Here is a 15,369-nt window from a genome sequence, read left to right on the forward strand (position 1 = left end):
TTAGCCTCCATTTGTTACATTTCGCCTTGATATAACTGCATTCACGAAAATTATATTATACGATGGGTGCAGATAAACAGAGGGAGGTAATTCAGTTGGAAAACGCGATTGAAGTTAATGGATTACGAAAAGTTTTTAACAAAACTACGGCGATTGATGATGTGAATTTCGCTGTAAAACAGGGAGAGATTTTTGGATTTCTTGGCCCAAGTGGGTCTGGCAAGACAACTACAATTAAAATTTTAACAGGGGAATTGGAAAAAACAGCCGGTTTGGTAAAGGTATTAGGCTTTAATTCAAACGCGTTTAAAAGTGCTGACTTTAAATCTCAAATTGGTATCTTGTCTGATAACAGTTCACTGTATGAACGTCTGACAGTTTACGATAATTTAAAGTTGTTCTGTAAATTGTATAATGCGCCTCTTGAGCAAATTGATGTCATGCTGCGTAAGGTGAATTTGGAGGAAGAACGGTCAAAAGTGGTATCGAAATTATCAAAAGGGATGAAGCAACGAGTTCTGCTGGCAAAAGCACTTATCCATAAACCAAAGCTAGTATTTTTAGATGAACCGACATCAGCTTTAGACCCTGGGAACGCAGCACATATCCACCGTGGATTACAGGCATTAAATGAAGCGGGAACGACAATCTTTTTAACGACACACAACATGGAAGAAGCAACTGTACTATGTGACCGAGTTGCGTTTTTGAACAAAGGCAGACTACAGGAATTAGATAAACCGGATGCTCTTCGTTTCAAACACTCTAACCATGTCTTTCATATCGAAACAGTCGATGGGGAAAAGCTTTTAATTGAAAATGAAGCAAAGAATGCGGATAGAATTAGAGAATTAATTGCATACGGACATGTGAGAACCATGCATACAGACAATCCTACACTTGGTCAAATCTTTTTAAAAGTGACCGGAAAGGAGCTAGTATAATGAACGTTCAACGGATAAGCGCAATTTTTGAAAAAGATATGAAAGATTTTATGAAGAATATGATGCTTTTAATGATGCCAATTATACCAATAGTACTGGCTGTCCTGTATGGTAGGTTAAACGGAGATGAACCGATGCCGATTGAGCTGATATATTTGATAGTGGGTGTCACCTTTTCGTCGGTTACAACAAGCTGTATTATGACCATGATGGCAGAAGAAAATGAGAAAAAAACGTTACGGGGCTTAATATTGTCACCTGCTTCTTTTATAGACATCCTAGTTGGGAAGAGCTTAGTAACTGGGGTAATGACTCTGGTAACATTAATCGTTTCACTTCTCTTTGTTGGTTTAGATCCATTCTTAAATTTACAAGCTATCATTGGTTTGATCCTCTTATTTCTGTTTTTCTTATTACTTGGCATTGGTGTTGGGCTTTTTGTTAAATCCGTTGCAGCGACTTTAGCCTATTTAATGCCGATTATGTTTCTATTCGGATTTACACCAATGATCCATTCACTTGGACTCGGTGAAGACAGCTTAACAATAAAGATAGCGAACACCTTTCCCATTTCACAATTAATAACCATGCACGATACAGGGTCTTGGCTTCCATTAGGCATCATAGCAATCTGGGTGCTTGGTGCAGTGTTATTTGCGTATGTTTGTTTTATAAAGGTCAGAAAGGACGATTGAACCAATGAAACAAATATGATGATTCAAACTTAGACTTATCGTTCTGATTTTTTTGTGAGAACGTGGGAAAAAAGATGCTTAAAAAATAAAGGCTATTTTCGTAAAGAATGTTGCTTTTGAGAGAATGGATATAAATTGTGACGTAACTAAAATTCATGTTCGTTGCACTGTAACCGTTCAGGAAATCCACTACGCTTTCCGCGGGCTCGCGATGAGCCTCCTCGATCGCAAAGACCACTCTCTGTGGGGTCTCATCGTCTTCGCTTTCCCGCTGGAGTCTCCGTGGATTTCCTTCACTAACATGGTGATTGAGAACAGTAATATATAGCTCACCCACTATTATGGCAGTTGTTTGGAGCGGAGGACCGTTGACTCCTGCAGGAACAGCACGAGTCTGAAGACCCCCGCAGGAAGTGGTTTTCTTCCGAGGAGGCTGAAGCCGTGCCTGCGGAAAGCAACGGTCCGCAGTGGAAAACAACCAGCAGTTACATCGTAATGTATTTCCAGAGCGGTATGTTACATCGCATTTTAAATCAAATATGAATATAAAAAAGCAACCATGCGTACGAAAACAGCCAATATAAAAGACCGGTCCTATTTAAGGAACCGGTCTAAATTTAAATATTTTAAGACAGTCTGCTATTCGATAATCCGTAATTCTTTAGGAGAATTGGTCAAGATTTCTGGCCCTTTTTCTGTCATATAAACCATATCTTCAATTCTGACCCCACCGGTATTTGGAACATAAATACCTGGTTCAATGGTGTAACACATGCCTTCTTTAAGTAACAATTCGTTGTTACCATGCATGGATGGATATTCGTGTGTTTCAAGACCTATTCCATGACCAATTCGGTGGGTGAAGTATTTACCATATCCTGCATCCTCAATATGCTTGCGTGCTGCTAGATCCACTTGACCAACCGCAGTACCTATTTTCGAGATAGCAATTGCATTTTTTTCAGCTTCTAATACGGTTTCATAAATCTTTTTTTGTTCATCATTAATTGATTTATATGCGACAGTTCGTGTAATGTCGGAACAGTATCCTTCATATATAACACCTAAATCAAAAAGAATCATGTCGCCTTTTTCAATTTTCTTTGTGCCAGGATTCCCATGTGGTGAAGCGGTTTTTGCACCTGAAAGAGCCATTGTAGAAAATGACATTCCTTGGATTCCCTTTTTCTTTAATTCGTATTCAATAGTTGCGATGATGTCAATCTCTCGTACGCCTTCATTTATCGCATTTATACCAGTTTCAATACCGAAATCTGCTAGGTCTGCGGCTTGTTTCAGTATGGTATATTCTTTTTTATTTTTTATTACGCGTAGATTTGCTAATGTTTCTTTTGCATCCTTAATGGTAGTATCGGGAAGAATAGAAGATACTGCGTTATATCGATCTAATGTTATGTGATCATACTCAATCCCAATTGATTGTGGAAACTTTTCACTTTTTTGAAGGGCTGTTTTAAATAATTCCCATGGATCTTCATGATCATGGTAACCAATTACTTTATACGACCATCCTGCGGAAAGAGCATCCTCTTTTTCCATATTCGGCAGGATTAAAATAGGATCTTGGTCGGCAGATATGTATATAGCGATTACCCGCTCATGTGGATCTGTTAAGTAATCACTCAAATAGTAGACATTTGCTTTTGATGTCACAAGGACACTGTCTAAATTAGATGCTTTCATTTCTGTAAGTAGTGTATCAATTCGACTTGTCATTTCTTCACCTCATAAACATAGAATACTCCTAGTATAACAAAAAACGTATTGCTATTCATAAGTTGAAATAATGTTACAATTGTAATTGGGAAATAAAATTTTGAAACCTTTCCTAGTATGTATTCGTAATACGGAATGTAGGAAGTAATATATAGATGCAAAAGAGGTGAAGCTGTGGGTTTATTTTCAAATTTATTTAAAAAGAAAGAAACAAATCGACCTGTACCAAAAGAGCGTGATGCATTATCAATTAAAGTTGGTGATATCATTACGTATGATTTACGAGATTTTGAAGTTGTAGGGAAAATCACCTATCGTGATGGCGGTTATAAGTGGTATGGATATCAATTGTTAGAGGGGCATGATACCATTTGGTTAGCCGCTGAAATGGATGATGAGCTTGAGCTTGGCATTTATGAAAAAATTCAACTTCCTGTAAATAAACCTTTTCCAAAAGAGTTGGTTTACGATGGTAAAACATATTTCCTTGATGAAGAAGGAAAAGCAGCGGTAACGGGAGAGGGAAGAAGTTCAAATCTACAAGGTTCAGAAACACATTATGCTGATTATAGCGACAGTGAGACTGAGAACTATCTTAGCGTTGAGTCATGGGGCACAGAGTTTGAGGTAAGCTATGGCCATCCGATAGAAGCATATGAAATAAAAATATTAGCTGGTTCAAATTAGAGGAGGAAATTAAATGTTCAAATTTTTTAAACGAGTTTCAACAGTAGTAAGTTCTGAGTTAAATACATTGTTAGATAAAGCGGAAGATCCGGTAAAAATGTTAGATCAGTTTATGCGTGATATGGCAGAGGATATTCGCGAAGTAGAAGGTGCAGTAGCTAAACAGATAGCGAACGAGAAAATGCTTAAGCGTAAGGCAGATGACGCACAAGCTATGGTAGACAAAAGACAGCAACAAGCAGAGAAAGCACTTAATGCAAATGATGAAGACTTAGCTCGCCGTGCATTACAGGATAAAGGCGAACATGACAAGCAAGCTACATTGCTAAAAGAATCTTGGGAGCGCGCTAAAAAAGATTCCGATATGCTACGTGGTAAACTGGATGAAATGAAAAAAGAATATCAAGAAATGAAATTGAAGCAAGATTCGTTAAAAGCACGTGCAGAGTCCGCTAAAACACGTACAAAAATGAATCGTACCATGTCTTCTGTTGGAAACGATGATTCAAAAGCTGGTTTTGAACGCATGGAAGAGAAAGTTATGCGTTTTGAAGCAGAAGCAGAAACTAGTGAAGATCTTTCACAAGAGAGTCGTTCATTAGATGATGAGTTCGAGGACTTAGAAGACAATAGTGTTGACGATGAACTTGCTGCCTTGAAAAAGAAAATGAACAAAGATAAAGCGTAATGTAAAGGTAAAGGGGGTAATCTCTTTAGCAAAAGAGACTATCCCTGATTTTTCAAGAGCAAAGAAAGTATAAAGGCGATTATCTGTCTAGCTCCAGCGCCTAGACACTCGAGACATAAGCAGTTCGCTTCCGTGTAGCAAAAGCAACCACACTGCACCGCTCTGCTTATGTTTGTCGTGTCTTTCAAGGCGCTTGCGCTTTTCTTATGTTAAAAAGAATGGTAACGAGAGGGGGAATAATAGGTGAAAAAATGGAGTGTACTTATTGGTTTCGTATTCATCATGATTATAGCTACAGGATGCTCGTCCCCATTTTCAAACGACAAAGGCATACAAGAAGAAGTTGAAATTACCGCAAATGATATTCCAGAAGAACCTAGTAAAGATGAAATTATAAATAAGATTAAAAATAATTCTAGTAATGACATTGATGATATTATTGAAGCGAATTTTCCATTAATGGATGTTGTTCAAGCTGACTCTAATAGCGCTGAAATATATGCAACCAAGCGTTTTGAGTTAAGTGAATTGGCTTCCGTTTTAACGGAAACAATTGAACCAGATGAAAAAAGTGAAGTGAAAGACAATCAACAGATTTTTATTTATCCAGATGAATTTGTCACACTAAAAGTTAGCGAAGACGACAACGATGCTTTAATAATAGAAGTTGCTGAAGATGAATTTGTACGCCGAAATTACTCACCAAGTTTTTTAGGTACATACTTTGCATTTAGACTCTTAGACAATGTTTTTGGTGTAAATGATTGGAATAGACGTAGATCACAGGAATGTAGGTCAGGAAATTGTTATGGCGGATATACTGGTGGAGGCTATGGAACACCTAACCGCGGGGACACATCTTTCAGAGGTGGCGGACCTGGTTCAGGAAAATAAAAGGAGAGTGAAATAATGGGACCATATATTGCGACACTTGTTTATTTTGTAATTTCAGTTGTAATTGTATTAATCGGGTTATTTATTTTTGAAGTGATGACCAAGAAATATAAGGATTTAGAAGCGGTTCAACAAGGAAATATAGCGGTTTCCATGTCAATCGCTGGTAAAATTATTGGTATATGCATTATCTTATCATTTGCCATTTATCACAGCAATGCAATTTATGAAACAATAATTTGGGGGATATATGGTGTAGTTTTACAGATGATTGCTTATCTGATATTTGATTTTCTAAATGGTAGGTTATCTGTCGAGGAACAACTTGCTAAGAACAATATTGCAGTAGGAATCTTATCAATGAGTGTATCAATCGGGTTAGGATTTGTTATCGGTGCATCAATATCATAAGTAAGGAAACAAAAAGCGGGCTTTTGTCCGCTTTCTTCTGTTTTTTGTTTATATAGTAGGGCATGGAGTGGTTGAAAATGAACGATTTAGAAGTAAGAAAGAGTAAAACAATATACTGGGCATCTGGTATTGTATCAATTTGCGGTATTATTTTTGAAGTATTGTTTGGAGCATTAGGTTCATACATATTAGGGGATGGTGTGAAGCAATATACACTCACCATTTCCTTATTTTTAACTGGAATGGGCATCGGAGCTAGTCTGAGTGAAAAGGTAATGAAAAATCTCATTTTGACCTTTGTCTGGATTGAATTTGGAGTGGCTATTATTGGTGGATTTTCAAGCTTTACGATGTTTGGTATTACCGCATTTGCACCGGATGGATCAGATGCATTTTTTCTGTATTTTATAACATTATTGGTTGGAGCATTAACCGGGATTGAACTACCGATTCTCATTCGTAAAGCTAATGAGATTGGTGTCTCGTTAAATAAAAGCACAGCTCGTGTTCTATTCTCAGACTATGCAGGAGGGTTAGTTGGCGGTCTTTTATTTGTATTTTTATTACGGCCACAATTTGGGATGGTGAAGTCTGCTTTTATCGTTGGTTGCATAAATTTGGCTGTTGCTTTAACAATACTATGGTTATTTCGAAAAGAGATAAAAAACTTTGCAGCACATGCAACCTTTGGAATCATAATTGGGATATTGTTAATTATTGGAGTATTATTTGGCGAAGCGATGGCATTTACTTTCGAACAAAAACTTTACCAAGATCCAATTATATATATGGAACAAAGTGCATATCAAAAGATAATTTTGACCCAGGACCAGGGTGATACAAGGCTCTATTTAGATGGGTCCTTGCAATTTAGTTCGACTGATGAGTATCGATACCATGAAGTTCTTGTTCATCCTACGATGGCACAGGCCGAGTCGCATGAAAATGTATTAATTCTGGGTGGTGGTGACGGCATTGCTGCAAAAGAAGTTTTGCAATACGATGATGTTGAATCGATAACCTTAGTTGATTTAGATCCAGCTGTTGTTGAGCTAGCTAACTCTAATCGACGGCTTTTAGAATTAAATGAGGGATCTTTACAAAATGACAAAGTACAAGTCCTTCACAAGGATGCTTTCCAGTATCTAGAGAGCACAAAAGAATGGTATGATGTCATCCTTGTCGATTTACCGGATCCTAACAATGAAAGCTTAAATAAACTTTATACCAAGGAGTTTTATTCGTTAATTCGTAATCATTTAAATCCCGGCGGTGCAACAATGATTCAATCAACAAGCCCTGTGTTTGCAACCAAAGTTTATTGGACAATCTCTGAAACAGTAGCATCTACAGGACTATATACTGAAAATTTACATGTTGACGTTCCAAGTTTTGGAAACTGGGGATTTGTAATGGCAAGTCGAGAGGAAATTAACATCGATAATTTATCTATTGACGTAGAAACTGAATTTTTATCAGACGATATGTTACCAGGTTTAACACAGTTTGGAAAAGATGAAGATAAACAGATTGTGAATGAGTCAGGAGAGAAATTCGCTTTCGAACCAAACACGTTAATAGACCCAAATTTAATTCGTTTGTACGAAAATGCATGGAAAAATTATTAAACGGGTAAAGCATATAGGTAGAGCCAAATTTTAAAAGGAGAGATTATGTTGAAACTATCTTATCATGGACACTCAGTTGTCAAGCTAGAGACGGATACACATACGATTTTAATTGATCCATTTATTTCAGGAAATGACGCTTGTGACCTAGATGCTAATAAGGTAAAAGCAGATGTGATTTTGCTTACACATGGACATAACGACCATGTTGGGGATACTATCCAAATAGCAAAGAACAACGATTCCTTGGTTGTAGCTCCTAATGAACTAGCAGGTTATTTGGGATCAAAAGGATTAAACACGCATCCGATGCATATTGGTGGAGCCCATGAATTTGATTTTGGGAAGGTCAAATTCACACAAGCATTTCACGGATCGGCATTTACTGAAGATGACGGTTCAATGGTTTACACTGGAATGCCTGCTGGAATTTTACTAACTGTTAATATGAAAACAATCTATCATGTAGGTGACACTGGATTATTTTCAGACCTGAAATTAATTGGTGAGATGAATGACATTGATGTAGCATTTGTACCAATTGGTGATAACTTTACGATGGGTCCTGAGGATGCACTGATTGCTTCGGACTGGATACAGTCTAAAGTGGTGGTACCAGTTCATTACAATACATTCCCAGTGATTGAACAAAATCCAGATGACTTTGCACGGAAGGTTAAGACTGGTGAAGGTAAGGCAATGAAGATTGGGGAAGTAATGGATTTATAATAGTGCGCGTTCAAAAAGCCGGCAAATTAGAAACAAGAAGCTCGAGGCATGAGAGTTTTGAGGACGGAACGTATGCCCTTAATACGTGAGGACCGGAAAAACCGAGTAACGAAGAGATTCGCCGTTTATCATTTGGTGACTTTTTGAACAACCTCTATTTCGTGAGCTGCATGCAGCTCACGTTTTGTTATCTACGAGCAATTAATACTTTTATTTATTGTTGTGTCTTTTCCTAAGTCATCTTCTTTTTCACAGGAGGTATAGCCATCGACTATTATTTTTGCATTATTCCCCTCGAATTTAATATCCTCGTTAAATGCCGCATCACCTTTAACTGCAATGACTGAATCATTTTTGCCGATAGTAATATCCCCGTTAAATAATGCATCTCCATTTATTGTGATTTCATGGTTATTCTTAATCAATTGAATGTTTCCATCAAATGTAGAATCTCCATTCACTTTCATTATTAGGCTGGCATTATGAGCTAGTGTAACATCTTTTTTAAATGTAACATTTTCGCTTTTAATTGTAATTTTGACTTTTTCCGGAATGTCTATTTCATTCATAAATAATGCACTTCCATTTATTACTTCAATTTCAATAGAATCTTTATCGCTTATTTCATCAATCTTTATCTTCGTATTTCCGTCAAAACGGCAAAAGGTAAAACTTCCATTAATTTTACAATTTTGATTATCTTCGTTGACGATTTCTTCTGTATAATCAGCTTCTTTATTAATAACTAACTCATAATTTTTTTATCAGACCATGTTGTCTCCACAGAAAGGTTTTGCCCGGATTTAGTTGTAGCTGTTAATGTTAAAGATAAAGGTTTATCATTATCTACATTCTTAATACATCCATCATTTATAGTTCCATTTGAACTCGAAACCTCGCTAACATAAAATCTTTCTTTATTTGTATTAAAGCAAAGTTCAGATTTCCCATCATAATAATGATTCAAATTGGTGAGAAGAGGTACACTAGACCATATGCAAAGTAGCTTTTCTATGAAGATGAAGTAGAACAATTATCTAATAGAATCAAAGTTTTAATTGAACCATTAATGATAATTGTACTGACAGTAATTTGTTGGAAGTATAATCCTAGCAGTAGTTATACCAATGCTTTCACTTTTTGAAAATATTTAATAATAGTGGTAGATATTTGTCAAATGGTAGAATATACTATAATCAGGACAAAAGTAGGATACGATGAAGGATGTAGAGAGTAATAAAGTCTGCGTAAGTTGCTTGATACGAAAGGTTATTTAGAGGGTATTCCTGAAGGGTTTGAAGGTTCTGATGAAGTTGTAAAAAACGGTAATGAATGGGCATTTAGGCAATTATAACGACGATTGAACAAAAATTCAACAAAATGACTAAACGCCCCGCATCAATTTGTTGCAGGGCTTTTCTTCCATAACAACAATACAATAAAAGTAATCAGTAAGGAGTAGCATGCATGGAAATCGCATTAACAATTTTATTTTTTATTCTAGGACTAATCTTCGGTTCATTCTTCAATGTTGTCGGCTTACGTCTTCCGAAAAATAAACCATTCACCAATGATCGTTCGTTTTGTCCTTCTTGTAACCACTCATTAGGTTGGCATGAATTAATTCCCGTTTTATCTTTTATCATGCAATTAGGTAAGTGTCGACATTGTAAATCTACTATATCACCTATTTATCCTATCGGCGAGCTCGTTACAGGCATACTATTCGCACTAAGCTACACGAAAATTGGGCTTGAACTTGAATTAATCACAGCTTTATTACTGGTTTCTATGTTAATGATTATCTTTGTAGCCGATATAAAATATATGCTGATACCGGATAAAGTTCTTCTTTTCTTTTTACCATTATTTATTGTGTTCCGTTTTTTGCAACCATTAGATTCGTGGTTGACATCAATTGCTGGAGCAATTACTGGAATCGGAATTACGGCTGTTATTATTCTTGTTAGCAAAGGTGGAATGGGCGCAGGGGATATGAAGTTGTTTGGAGTACTTGGTATCGTTTTAGGATTGAAGGGTATATTACTTACTTTCTTTTTATCTATAATTATTGGAGCAATTATAGGAAGTATATTATTGCTATCCAAATTAATAAACCGAAAGCAACCAATACCATTCGGACCTTATATTGTAATTGCTTCTATTATTACATATTTTTACGGTACCTCTATCATGGATTGGTACTTTCAATTATACATATGAGTAGGTGTACAATAAACTTGATTCAGCCAGCAGTGATCGAAAAAGACAGAATGCCTGAAGGAATTGAGGCAACAAGCTATACCATAAAAGTAACGGCAACAAATTTAGAAGACGTGAATACTATTTTATCTGCATTCAAAAAAGCAATCGCCTATTTTCGGTGAATAACTTAAGTGTGAATAAAATGGATAATGGGTTTTCTGTAATGGTTACATTCACGACATATAATAAAAAGTAAAAAACCCCTATTATTAAAAGAGGGGCTCTTTATTTTTACTCATCCGATTCAGGCTTTATATTTTTAAAGGCAAGGAAAGCGGCGATAAGTGCCAATATGGAAAGTAAGCTAACTAACCAAGTTAAATCCTGTTTCATTAATAATGCGATAGCAGGAGGACCTCCAGCTACTCCCACAAACCGTGCGGAACTGTATATGGAAGTAATTGTACCTCTTACTTCTTTTTTGATACTTTCTGTTATTAAAGCATCCATACAAGGTAACACCGCTCCAATACCTACTCCACAGATAAGAAAAACAATAATTAAATAAATAAACTGATCTGAAAAACGTATTGCTACCACAGCGCTTCCTGCCACCAAAATGCCAACGAATGTAATCCATTTCATCAAAACTAAATTGTCTTTTATTTTTCTACCAGCAAAAAATGATGCTAAACATAATGCGGCAAGTGGAATAGCAAGATACAATCCTTTCTTAATCCCTTTAAAGTCATACACTTCTTCCAAAATACTGGAAAGGTAAAAAAGAATACCAAATAAAATAAACATTAAAATAGCTCCTATTACAAAAATGGAGAGAAGCCACCGTTTATGCTCTTTAAATACCTCTTTTGTATTTTGTTTGAAATCTTTAAAGCTTGGCCCTTTTTCATCATCTTTTGGTTTTTTTACTAAAAAAATAATGAGAAGGACGGATATAAGACAAAATATAGGAATGGAAAAGAACGGTAAAAACCAGATTATTCCTGCCAGCACTGCACCAAGAATGGGACTTAAAACTTTTCCAAATGTATTCGAGGTTTCAATAATTCCGAGGGTCGAACTAATGTCTTGATCCTTTTGAAACATATCCCCGACCAGCGGTAAAACGATTGGCGCAGTTCCTGATGCACCTACACCTTGAAGAATTCTTCCTATTAGGATAAACATAAAAGCATCCTCCATTTTCCATGAAGCCCATCCAGCTATTAAAGCTCCGATTGCTGCGATAATTAAAGAAGGGATGATAACGTTTTTTCTTCCGTAACGATCAGAAAGAAATCCAGCTATCGGAATGAGGAAAATGCCTACTATCGAATAAACGCTTATTATATAACTAGATTGCAGCTTTGAAATATCTAATTCTTTTTCCATAATAGGTAAAACAGGTATTAACATAGAATTTCCCAGGGTCATAATTAATGGGATGGATGCCATTGATACGATAGCCCATCTTTTTTCATGTACTTCATTACTTTGTTTAGGCTCACTCACCATACATAAGCTTCCCTTCTTTATATAGTATCCTTTGTTGGAGGAAGTCGACATTGTTTCTAATTTGACAACTTTTGAACACGCACTTGTTAGTTACTATTTACTTTTTTCATGTTCTTATCCTAGATAATGTTCAAAACCATTTTTACCTTTGTTCTGAAATCGGACACCATTGCATATGGTAAATATAGGACAAGGGAGGGAATTAAATGCGTCATTATGCTGTTTTACGTTTTTTATTAGCGTGCTTTTTTTTATATTTCGCTTGGCCAGTTATTCCTACTGCAGTAACCTCAACAGAAGCTATGTTTTGGGGATTGTGGTTGATTTTATTTCTATTGATCGTTGCTGCAAACAGTGCAACAATTTTACAAATTACTGAGCCTCCTTCTATGGAACAGGAAAGAACGAGACAACGCCAAAGGCTTTAACATTGAGTCTTGGACCTTTCAACTGTATAATAAAGACCAAAATATACACTAGTACAGTTGAAAGTCGGTGGAATAAAGTGACAACGAAACACGAGCAAATTATTCAACATATAGGAACGTTGACGATTGGCAATAAAATATCGGTTCGCCAAGTAGCAAAAGATTTAAATGTAAGTGAAGGTACTGCATATAGAGCGATTAAGGAAGCAGAAAACCAAGGGTTAGTAAGCACAATTGAGCGGGTCGGAACCATACGAATTGAACGGAAAAGCAAAGAAAACTTTGAGAGCTTGACCTTTGCGGAGGTAATTAATGTTGTTGATGGACAAGTTTTAGGCGGTCAAAGTGGTTTATACAAAACATTGAGTAAATTCGTAATAGGTGCTATGCAACTAGATGCAATGATGCGCTATACGGAACGAGATTCTTTACTAATCGTTGGTAACCGAATAGAGGCGCATGAGCTTGCATTGCAGGAGGGAGCTGCAGTTCTTATTACTGGCGGTTTTGATACCGAAGAACATATTAAACGACTTGCAGACGAAAAAGAGATTCCAATTATGTCCACAAGCTATGATACCTTTACAGTTGCTGCAATGATCAATCGCGCCATTTATGACCAATTGATAAAGAAAGAAATTGTTGTTGTAGACGATATATGTACACCTGTTGAACATGCTTATTATTTGGATTCAAAAGATCTATTGGAAAAATGGTATACACTTAATGATCTGTCGACTCATTCTAGATTTCCTGTTGTTGATGAAAAACTGCGAGTCATGGGAATGGTTACCTCAAAAGATATAATCGGGAAGAATGGTCAAACCCCAATAGAAAAAGTTATGACAAAGCGCCCACATGTTGTCCAAACAAAGACCTCATTAGCATATGTTGCCCATATGATGGTATGGGAGGGTATTGAGGTTATGCCTGTTGTAGATCAATCGAATAAATTACTAGGTGTTGTATCAAGGCAAGATGTGTTAAAAGCGCTGCAGCAAATTCAGCGACAACCACAAGTAGGCGAGACGATAGACGATATAATCGGCCGAAACTTAGAATCACTTGACACTGAACAGACGATTTTTCAAGCTAATATTACACCACAAATGACAAACCAACTGGGTACATTATCAAATGGCGTTTTCACTTCGCTAATTTCGGAGGCAAGCAGTCGACTGTTATTGCAGGCTAAAAAGAGTGATTTGGTAGTGGAAAATATTACTGTTTATTTTATGAAGCCTGTACAAATAGACAGTAAGATTATTATTAAACCAAAGTTGCTTGAAGTTGGAAAAATATATGCAAAAATAGATATTGAGGTATTCAATAATAAAAAAATGGTTGGAAAAGGTTTATTGATGGCTCAACTGATTGACAGGTAGGGATAATGCCTATCCTAACTTTTCCTTTTTACAAAGGTTTAAAAAGATTCACTTAGGGAACAGAATATTATGATAACTATTTCTGTTAAATTAAAGCTGAAACGTGGAGGAGTGATTCTTTCCCTAAGATACAGGTTTTTTAGGTTGTTTTTTACAGGGTTTTAAAAATTAGGGAAAAGCTAGGAGTGAATTGTATATGGAAGAAAATAACATACGAACTGCGTTAATTGGTTGGAGTCTGCAGGCGATAGAAGCAATTGATAAAATGGAACGCCCTTTCGTTGTGGTAGGTCCGCCAGATTTTGAAGGTTATGCTTCTGAGCATGGAATTAATTTTGTCGGTTGGGAATTTGACAGAATTAATGAAAAGTCTAATGATCTTTATACCCAATTGCATGAAATGGGAGTAGAGATAGCAGTCCCGTTATATGAAGAAACTGTAGAGTGGGCTGGTGCCTTAAATGCCCGTTTTCAGGATGATATGCGAATTTTTAACCGTTCGCTGTTACTGCGAGATAAAGGGTTGATGAAACGGAAGGCACAAATGGCTGGTATCCATGTCGGGGTCTTTGAAGAAGCGCGAAACAAAGATGATGTGAACCGGTTTCTAAAACGAGTGAATGCAGCATTATTGAAATTGGATGGAGATCCAAATGAACCGATTCATTTAAAACCAATGGATGCTGCAGGGTCAGTTGGTCATCGTATGATAAGTACTGCAGAAGATGTTGACAATCTTTCGGAAGAGGACTTTCCAGGGTTGTTGGAAAGCCATTTGGACGGTCAGGAATTTTCTTGCGAGGTATTCGTCCATAATGGTAAAATACAATTTCTAAACATTACGGAATATGTCCGCTTAGGCCATTCCAACTTTGTGCCAGCCTCTCCTGAACTAGAAGCAAAGCGCCCACTAATTCGCAAGGCAGTCGAGGAATTAATAGAAGCTTTTCAAATTAAAAATGGTCTCATCCATCCTGAGTATTTTATAACTTCTGATAATAAACTACATTTCGGGGAGGTTGCTGCGAGGGTTCCTGGTGGTCACATTTTTGAATTAATTGAGCGAGCTTATGGCTTCAGCCCGTTCCAAGCTCAGGTATTGTGTAGTGATCCAGAAACGACAGATGAAGAACTAGAAGCTTTTTTTCCAAAAGAATCGGAAGCAAAAGGGTATGCTGGTAACCTGATGGTTTACCCGCATGTGAGATTTATCGAACGTCTAAACTTGCCTGATGGTCTTGAGGAACACCCTTATTTTGAAAAGCATGATATGTATATTCCACAGACAAGCAAAGTAGCGGAGCGAGTTGGATTTGGAAATCATTATGGGACGATTTTCTTTTTCGGTAAGGATAGCGCGACCATCAATGAATTGTTGTTGGAATATGAGACATGGGATTTCTACTTGTAATTAACTAACGTG

The 15,369-nt window shown here is 36.7% G+C and carries 16 protein-coding genes; 13 read left to right on the forward strand and 3 right to left on the reverse strand.

What is annotated here, in order from left to right:
- Positions 1 to 95: 95 nt before the first annotated feature.
- Both CFK40_RS08175 and CFK40_RS08180 read left to right on the forward strand, forming a co-directional pair.
- A complete protein-coding gene (locus CFK40_RS08175; RefSeq protein ID WP_089531840.1) occupies positions 96 to 944 on the forward strand; it encodes an ABC transporter ATP-binding protein in 849 nt (282 codons plus the stop codon).
- The gene (locus tag CFK40_RS08180) at positions 944 to 1,639 is read left to right on the forward strand and encodes an ABC transporter permease (RefSeq protein ID WP_089531841.1); all 696 of its coding nucleotides are present in this window, start codon (positions 944 to 946) and stop codon (positions 1,637 to 1,639) included. Before CFK40_RS08175 ends, CFK40_RS08180 begins: the two co-directional genes overlap by 1 nt.
- A gap of 639 nt (positions 1,640 to 2,278) precedes the next feature.
- Here CFK40_RS08180 and CFK40_RS08190 read toward each other — a convergent pair.
- A complete protein-coding gene (locus CFK40_RS08190) occupies positions 2,279 to 3,376 on the reverse strand; it encodes a M24 family metallopeptidase (protein ID WP_089531843.1) in 1,098 nt (365 codons plus the stop codon).
- A gap of 174 nt (positions 3,377 to 3,550) precedes the next feature.
- On the opposite strand from CFK40_RS08190, the gene CFK40_RS08195 reads away from it, so the two are divergent.
- From CFK40_RS08195 to CFK40_RS08220, 6 genes are all read left to right on the forward strand, one after another.
- Positions 3,551 to 4,063, forward strand: coding sequence for a DUF4178 domain-containing protein (locus CFK40_RS08195; RefSeq protein WP_089531844.1), 513 nt, complete (start codon positions 3,551 to 3,553; stop codon positions 4,061 to 4,063).
- 13 nt (positions 4,064 to 4,076) lie between these two features.
- Positions 4,077 to 4,751, forward strand: coding sequence for a PspA/IM30 family protein (locus CFK40_RS08200; protein WP_089531845.1), 675 nt, complete (start codon positions 4,077 to 4,079; stop codon positions 4,749 to 4,751).
- Between the two features lie 243 nt (positions 4,752 to 4,994).
- A complete protein-coding gene (locus CFK40_RS08205; protein ID WP_227001900.1) occupies positions 4,995 to 5,645 on the forward strand; it encodes a DUF4247 domain-containing protein in 651 nt (216 codons plus the stop codon).
- A 15-nt stretch (positions 5,646 to 5,660) separates the two neighbouring features.
- Positions 5,661 to 6,056, forward strand: coding sequence for a DUF350 domain-containing protein (locus CFK40_RS08210; protein ID WP_089531846.1), 396 nt, complete (start codon positions 5,661 to 5,663; stop codon positions 6,054 to 6,056).
- A gap of 77 nt (positions 6,057 to 6,133) precedes the next feature.
- A complete protein-coding gene (locus tag CFK40_RS08215) occupies positions 6,134 to 7,684 on the forward strand; it encodes a polyamine aminopropyltransferase (protein ID WP_089531847.1) in 1,551 nt (516 codons plus the stop codon).
- Between the two features lie 48 nt (positions 7,685 to 7,732).
- Positions 7,733 to 8,413 (forward strand): metal-dependent hydrolase, encoded by a 681-nt coding sequence (locus CFK40_RS08220; RefSeq protein ID WP_089531848.1) that lies wholly within the window; start codon positions 7,733 to 7,735, stop codon positions 8,411 to 8,413.
- 191 nt (positions 8,414 to 8,604) lie between these two features.
- Here CFK40_RS08220 and CFK40_RS08225 read toward each other — a convergent pair whose 3' ends face one another.
- A complete protein-coding gene (locus tag CFK40_RS08225) occupies positions 8,605 to 8,982 on the reverse strand; it encodes a hypothetical protein (protein WP_089531849.1) in 378 nt (125 codons plus the stop codon).
- A gap of 898 nt (positions 8,983 to 9,880) precedes the next feature.
- Here CFK40_RS08225 and CFK40_RS08235 point away from each other — a divergent pair.
- Together CFK40_RS08235 and CFK40_RS20955 are read left to right on the forward strand one after the other, a co-directional pair.
- A complete protein-coding gene (locus tag CFK40_RS08235) occupies positions 9,881 to 10,636 on the forward strand; it encodes a prepilin peptidase (RefSeq protein WP_089531850.1) in 756 nt (251 codons plus the stop codon).
- Between the two features lie 17 nt (positions 10,637 to 10,653).
- Positions 10,654 to 10,800, forward strand: a complete 147-nt coding sequence (locus CFK40_RS20955) for a hypothetical protein (protein WP_161493845.1) — start codon at positions 10,654 to 10,656, stop codon at positions 10,798 to 10,800.
- 109 nt (positions 10,801 to 10,909) lie between these two features.
- Here the strand turns inward: CFK40_RS20955 and CFK40_RS08240 are convergent, their stop codons facing one another.
- Positions 10,910 to 12,133 carry an MFS transporter gene (locus CFK40_RS08240; protein WP_089531851.1) on the reverse strand — a complete coding sequence of 408 codons (1,224 nt, stop codon included), beginning with the start codon at positions 12,131 to 12,133 and terminating at the stop codon, positions 10,910 to 10,912.
- A gap of 206 nt (positions 12,134 to 12,339) precedes the next feature.
- Here CFK40_RS08240 and CFK40_RS08245 point away from each other — a divergent pair, with 206 nt between their 5' ends.
- The 3 genes from CFK40_RS08245 to CFK40_RS08255 all read left to right on the forward strand — a co-directional run bounded on the left by CFK40_RS08245 (position 12,340) and on the right by CFK40_RS08255 (position 15,357).
- The gene (locus CFK40_RS08245) at positions 12,340 to 12,561 is read left to right on the forward strand and encodes a hypothetical protein (protein WP_089531852.1); all 222 of its coding nucleotides are present in this window, start codon (positions 12,340 to 12,342) and stop codon (positions 12,559 to 12,561) included.
- A 77-nt stretch (positions 12,562 to 12,638) separates the two neighbouring features.
- Complete coding sequence (locus CFK40_RS08250) at positions 12,639 to 13,946, forward strand: DRTGG domain-containing protein (protein WP_089531853.1); 1,308 nt, start codon at positions 12,639 to 12,641, stop codon at positions 13,944 to 13,946.
- A gap of 196 nt (positions 13,947 to 14,142) precedes the next feature.
- Complete coding sequence (locus CFK40_RS08255) at positions 14,143 to 15,357, forward strand: ATP-grasp domain-containing protein (protein ID WP_089531854.1); 1,215 nt, start codon at positions 14,143 to 14,145, stop codon at positions 15,355 to 15,357.
- Positions 15,358 to 15,369 lie beyond the last annotated feature (12 nt).

It is taken from the genome of Virgibacillus necropolis (assembly GCF_002224365.1).
Lineage (GTDB): Bacteria > Bacillota > Bacilli > Bacillales > Amphibacillaceae > Virgibacillus_F > Virgibacillus_F necropolis.

Bases quoted from the DNA above. Each gene is read 5' to 3' on its own strand.
- CFK40_RS08225 (WP_089531849.1), bottom strand. From the start codon at position 8,982: ATGAATGAAATAGACATTCCGGAAAAAGTCAAAATTACAATTAAAAGC.
- CFK40_RS08215 (WP_089531847.1), top strand. From the start codon at position 6,134: ATGAACGATTTAGAAGTAAGAAAGAGTAAAACAATATACTGGGCATCT.
- CFK40_RS08180 (WP_089531841.1), top strand. From the start codon at position 944: ATGAACGTTCAACGGATAAGCGCAATTTTTGAAAAAGATATGAAAGAT.
- CFK40_RS08235 (WP_089531850.1), top strand. From the start codon at position 9,881: ATGGAAATCGCATTAACAATTTTATTTTTTATTCTAGGACTAATCTTC.
- CFK40_RS08255 (WP_089531854.1), top strand. From the start codon at position 14,143: ATGGAAGAAAATAACATACGAACTGCGTTAATTGGTTGGAGTCTGCAG.
- CFK40_RS08200 (WP_089531845.1), top strand. From the start codon at position 4,077: ATGTTCAAATTTTTTAAACGAGTTTCAACAGTAGTAAGTTCTGAGTTA.
- CFK40_RS08190 (WP_089531843.1), bottom strand. From the start codon at position 3,376: ATGACAAGTCGAATTGATACACTACTTACAGAAATGAAAGCATCTAAT.
- CFK40_RS08210 (WP_089531846.1), top strand. From the start codon at position 5,661: ATGGGACCATATATTGCGACACTTGTTTATTTTGTAATTTCAGTTGTA.
- CFK40_RS08245 (WP_089531852.1), top strand. From the start codon at position 12,340: ATGCGTCATTATGCTGTTTTACGTTTTTTATTAGCGTGCTTTTTTTTA.
- CFK40_RS08240 (WP_089531851.1), bottom strand. From the start codon at position 12,133: ATGGTGAGTGAGCCTAAACAAAGTAATGAAGTACATGAAAAAAGATGG.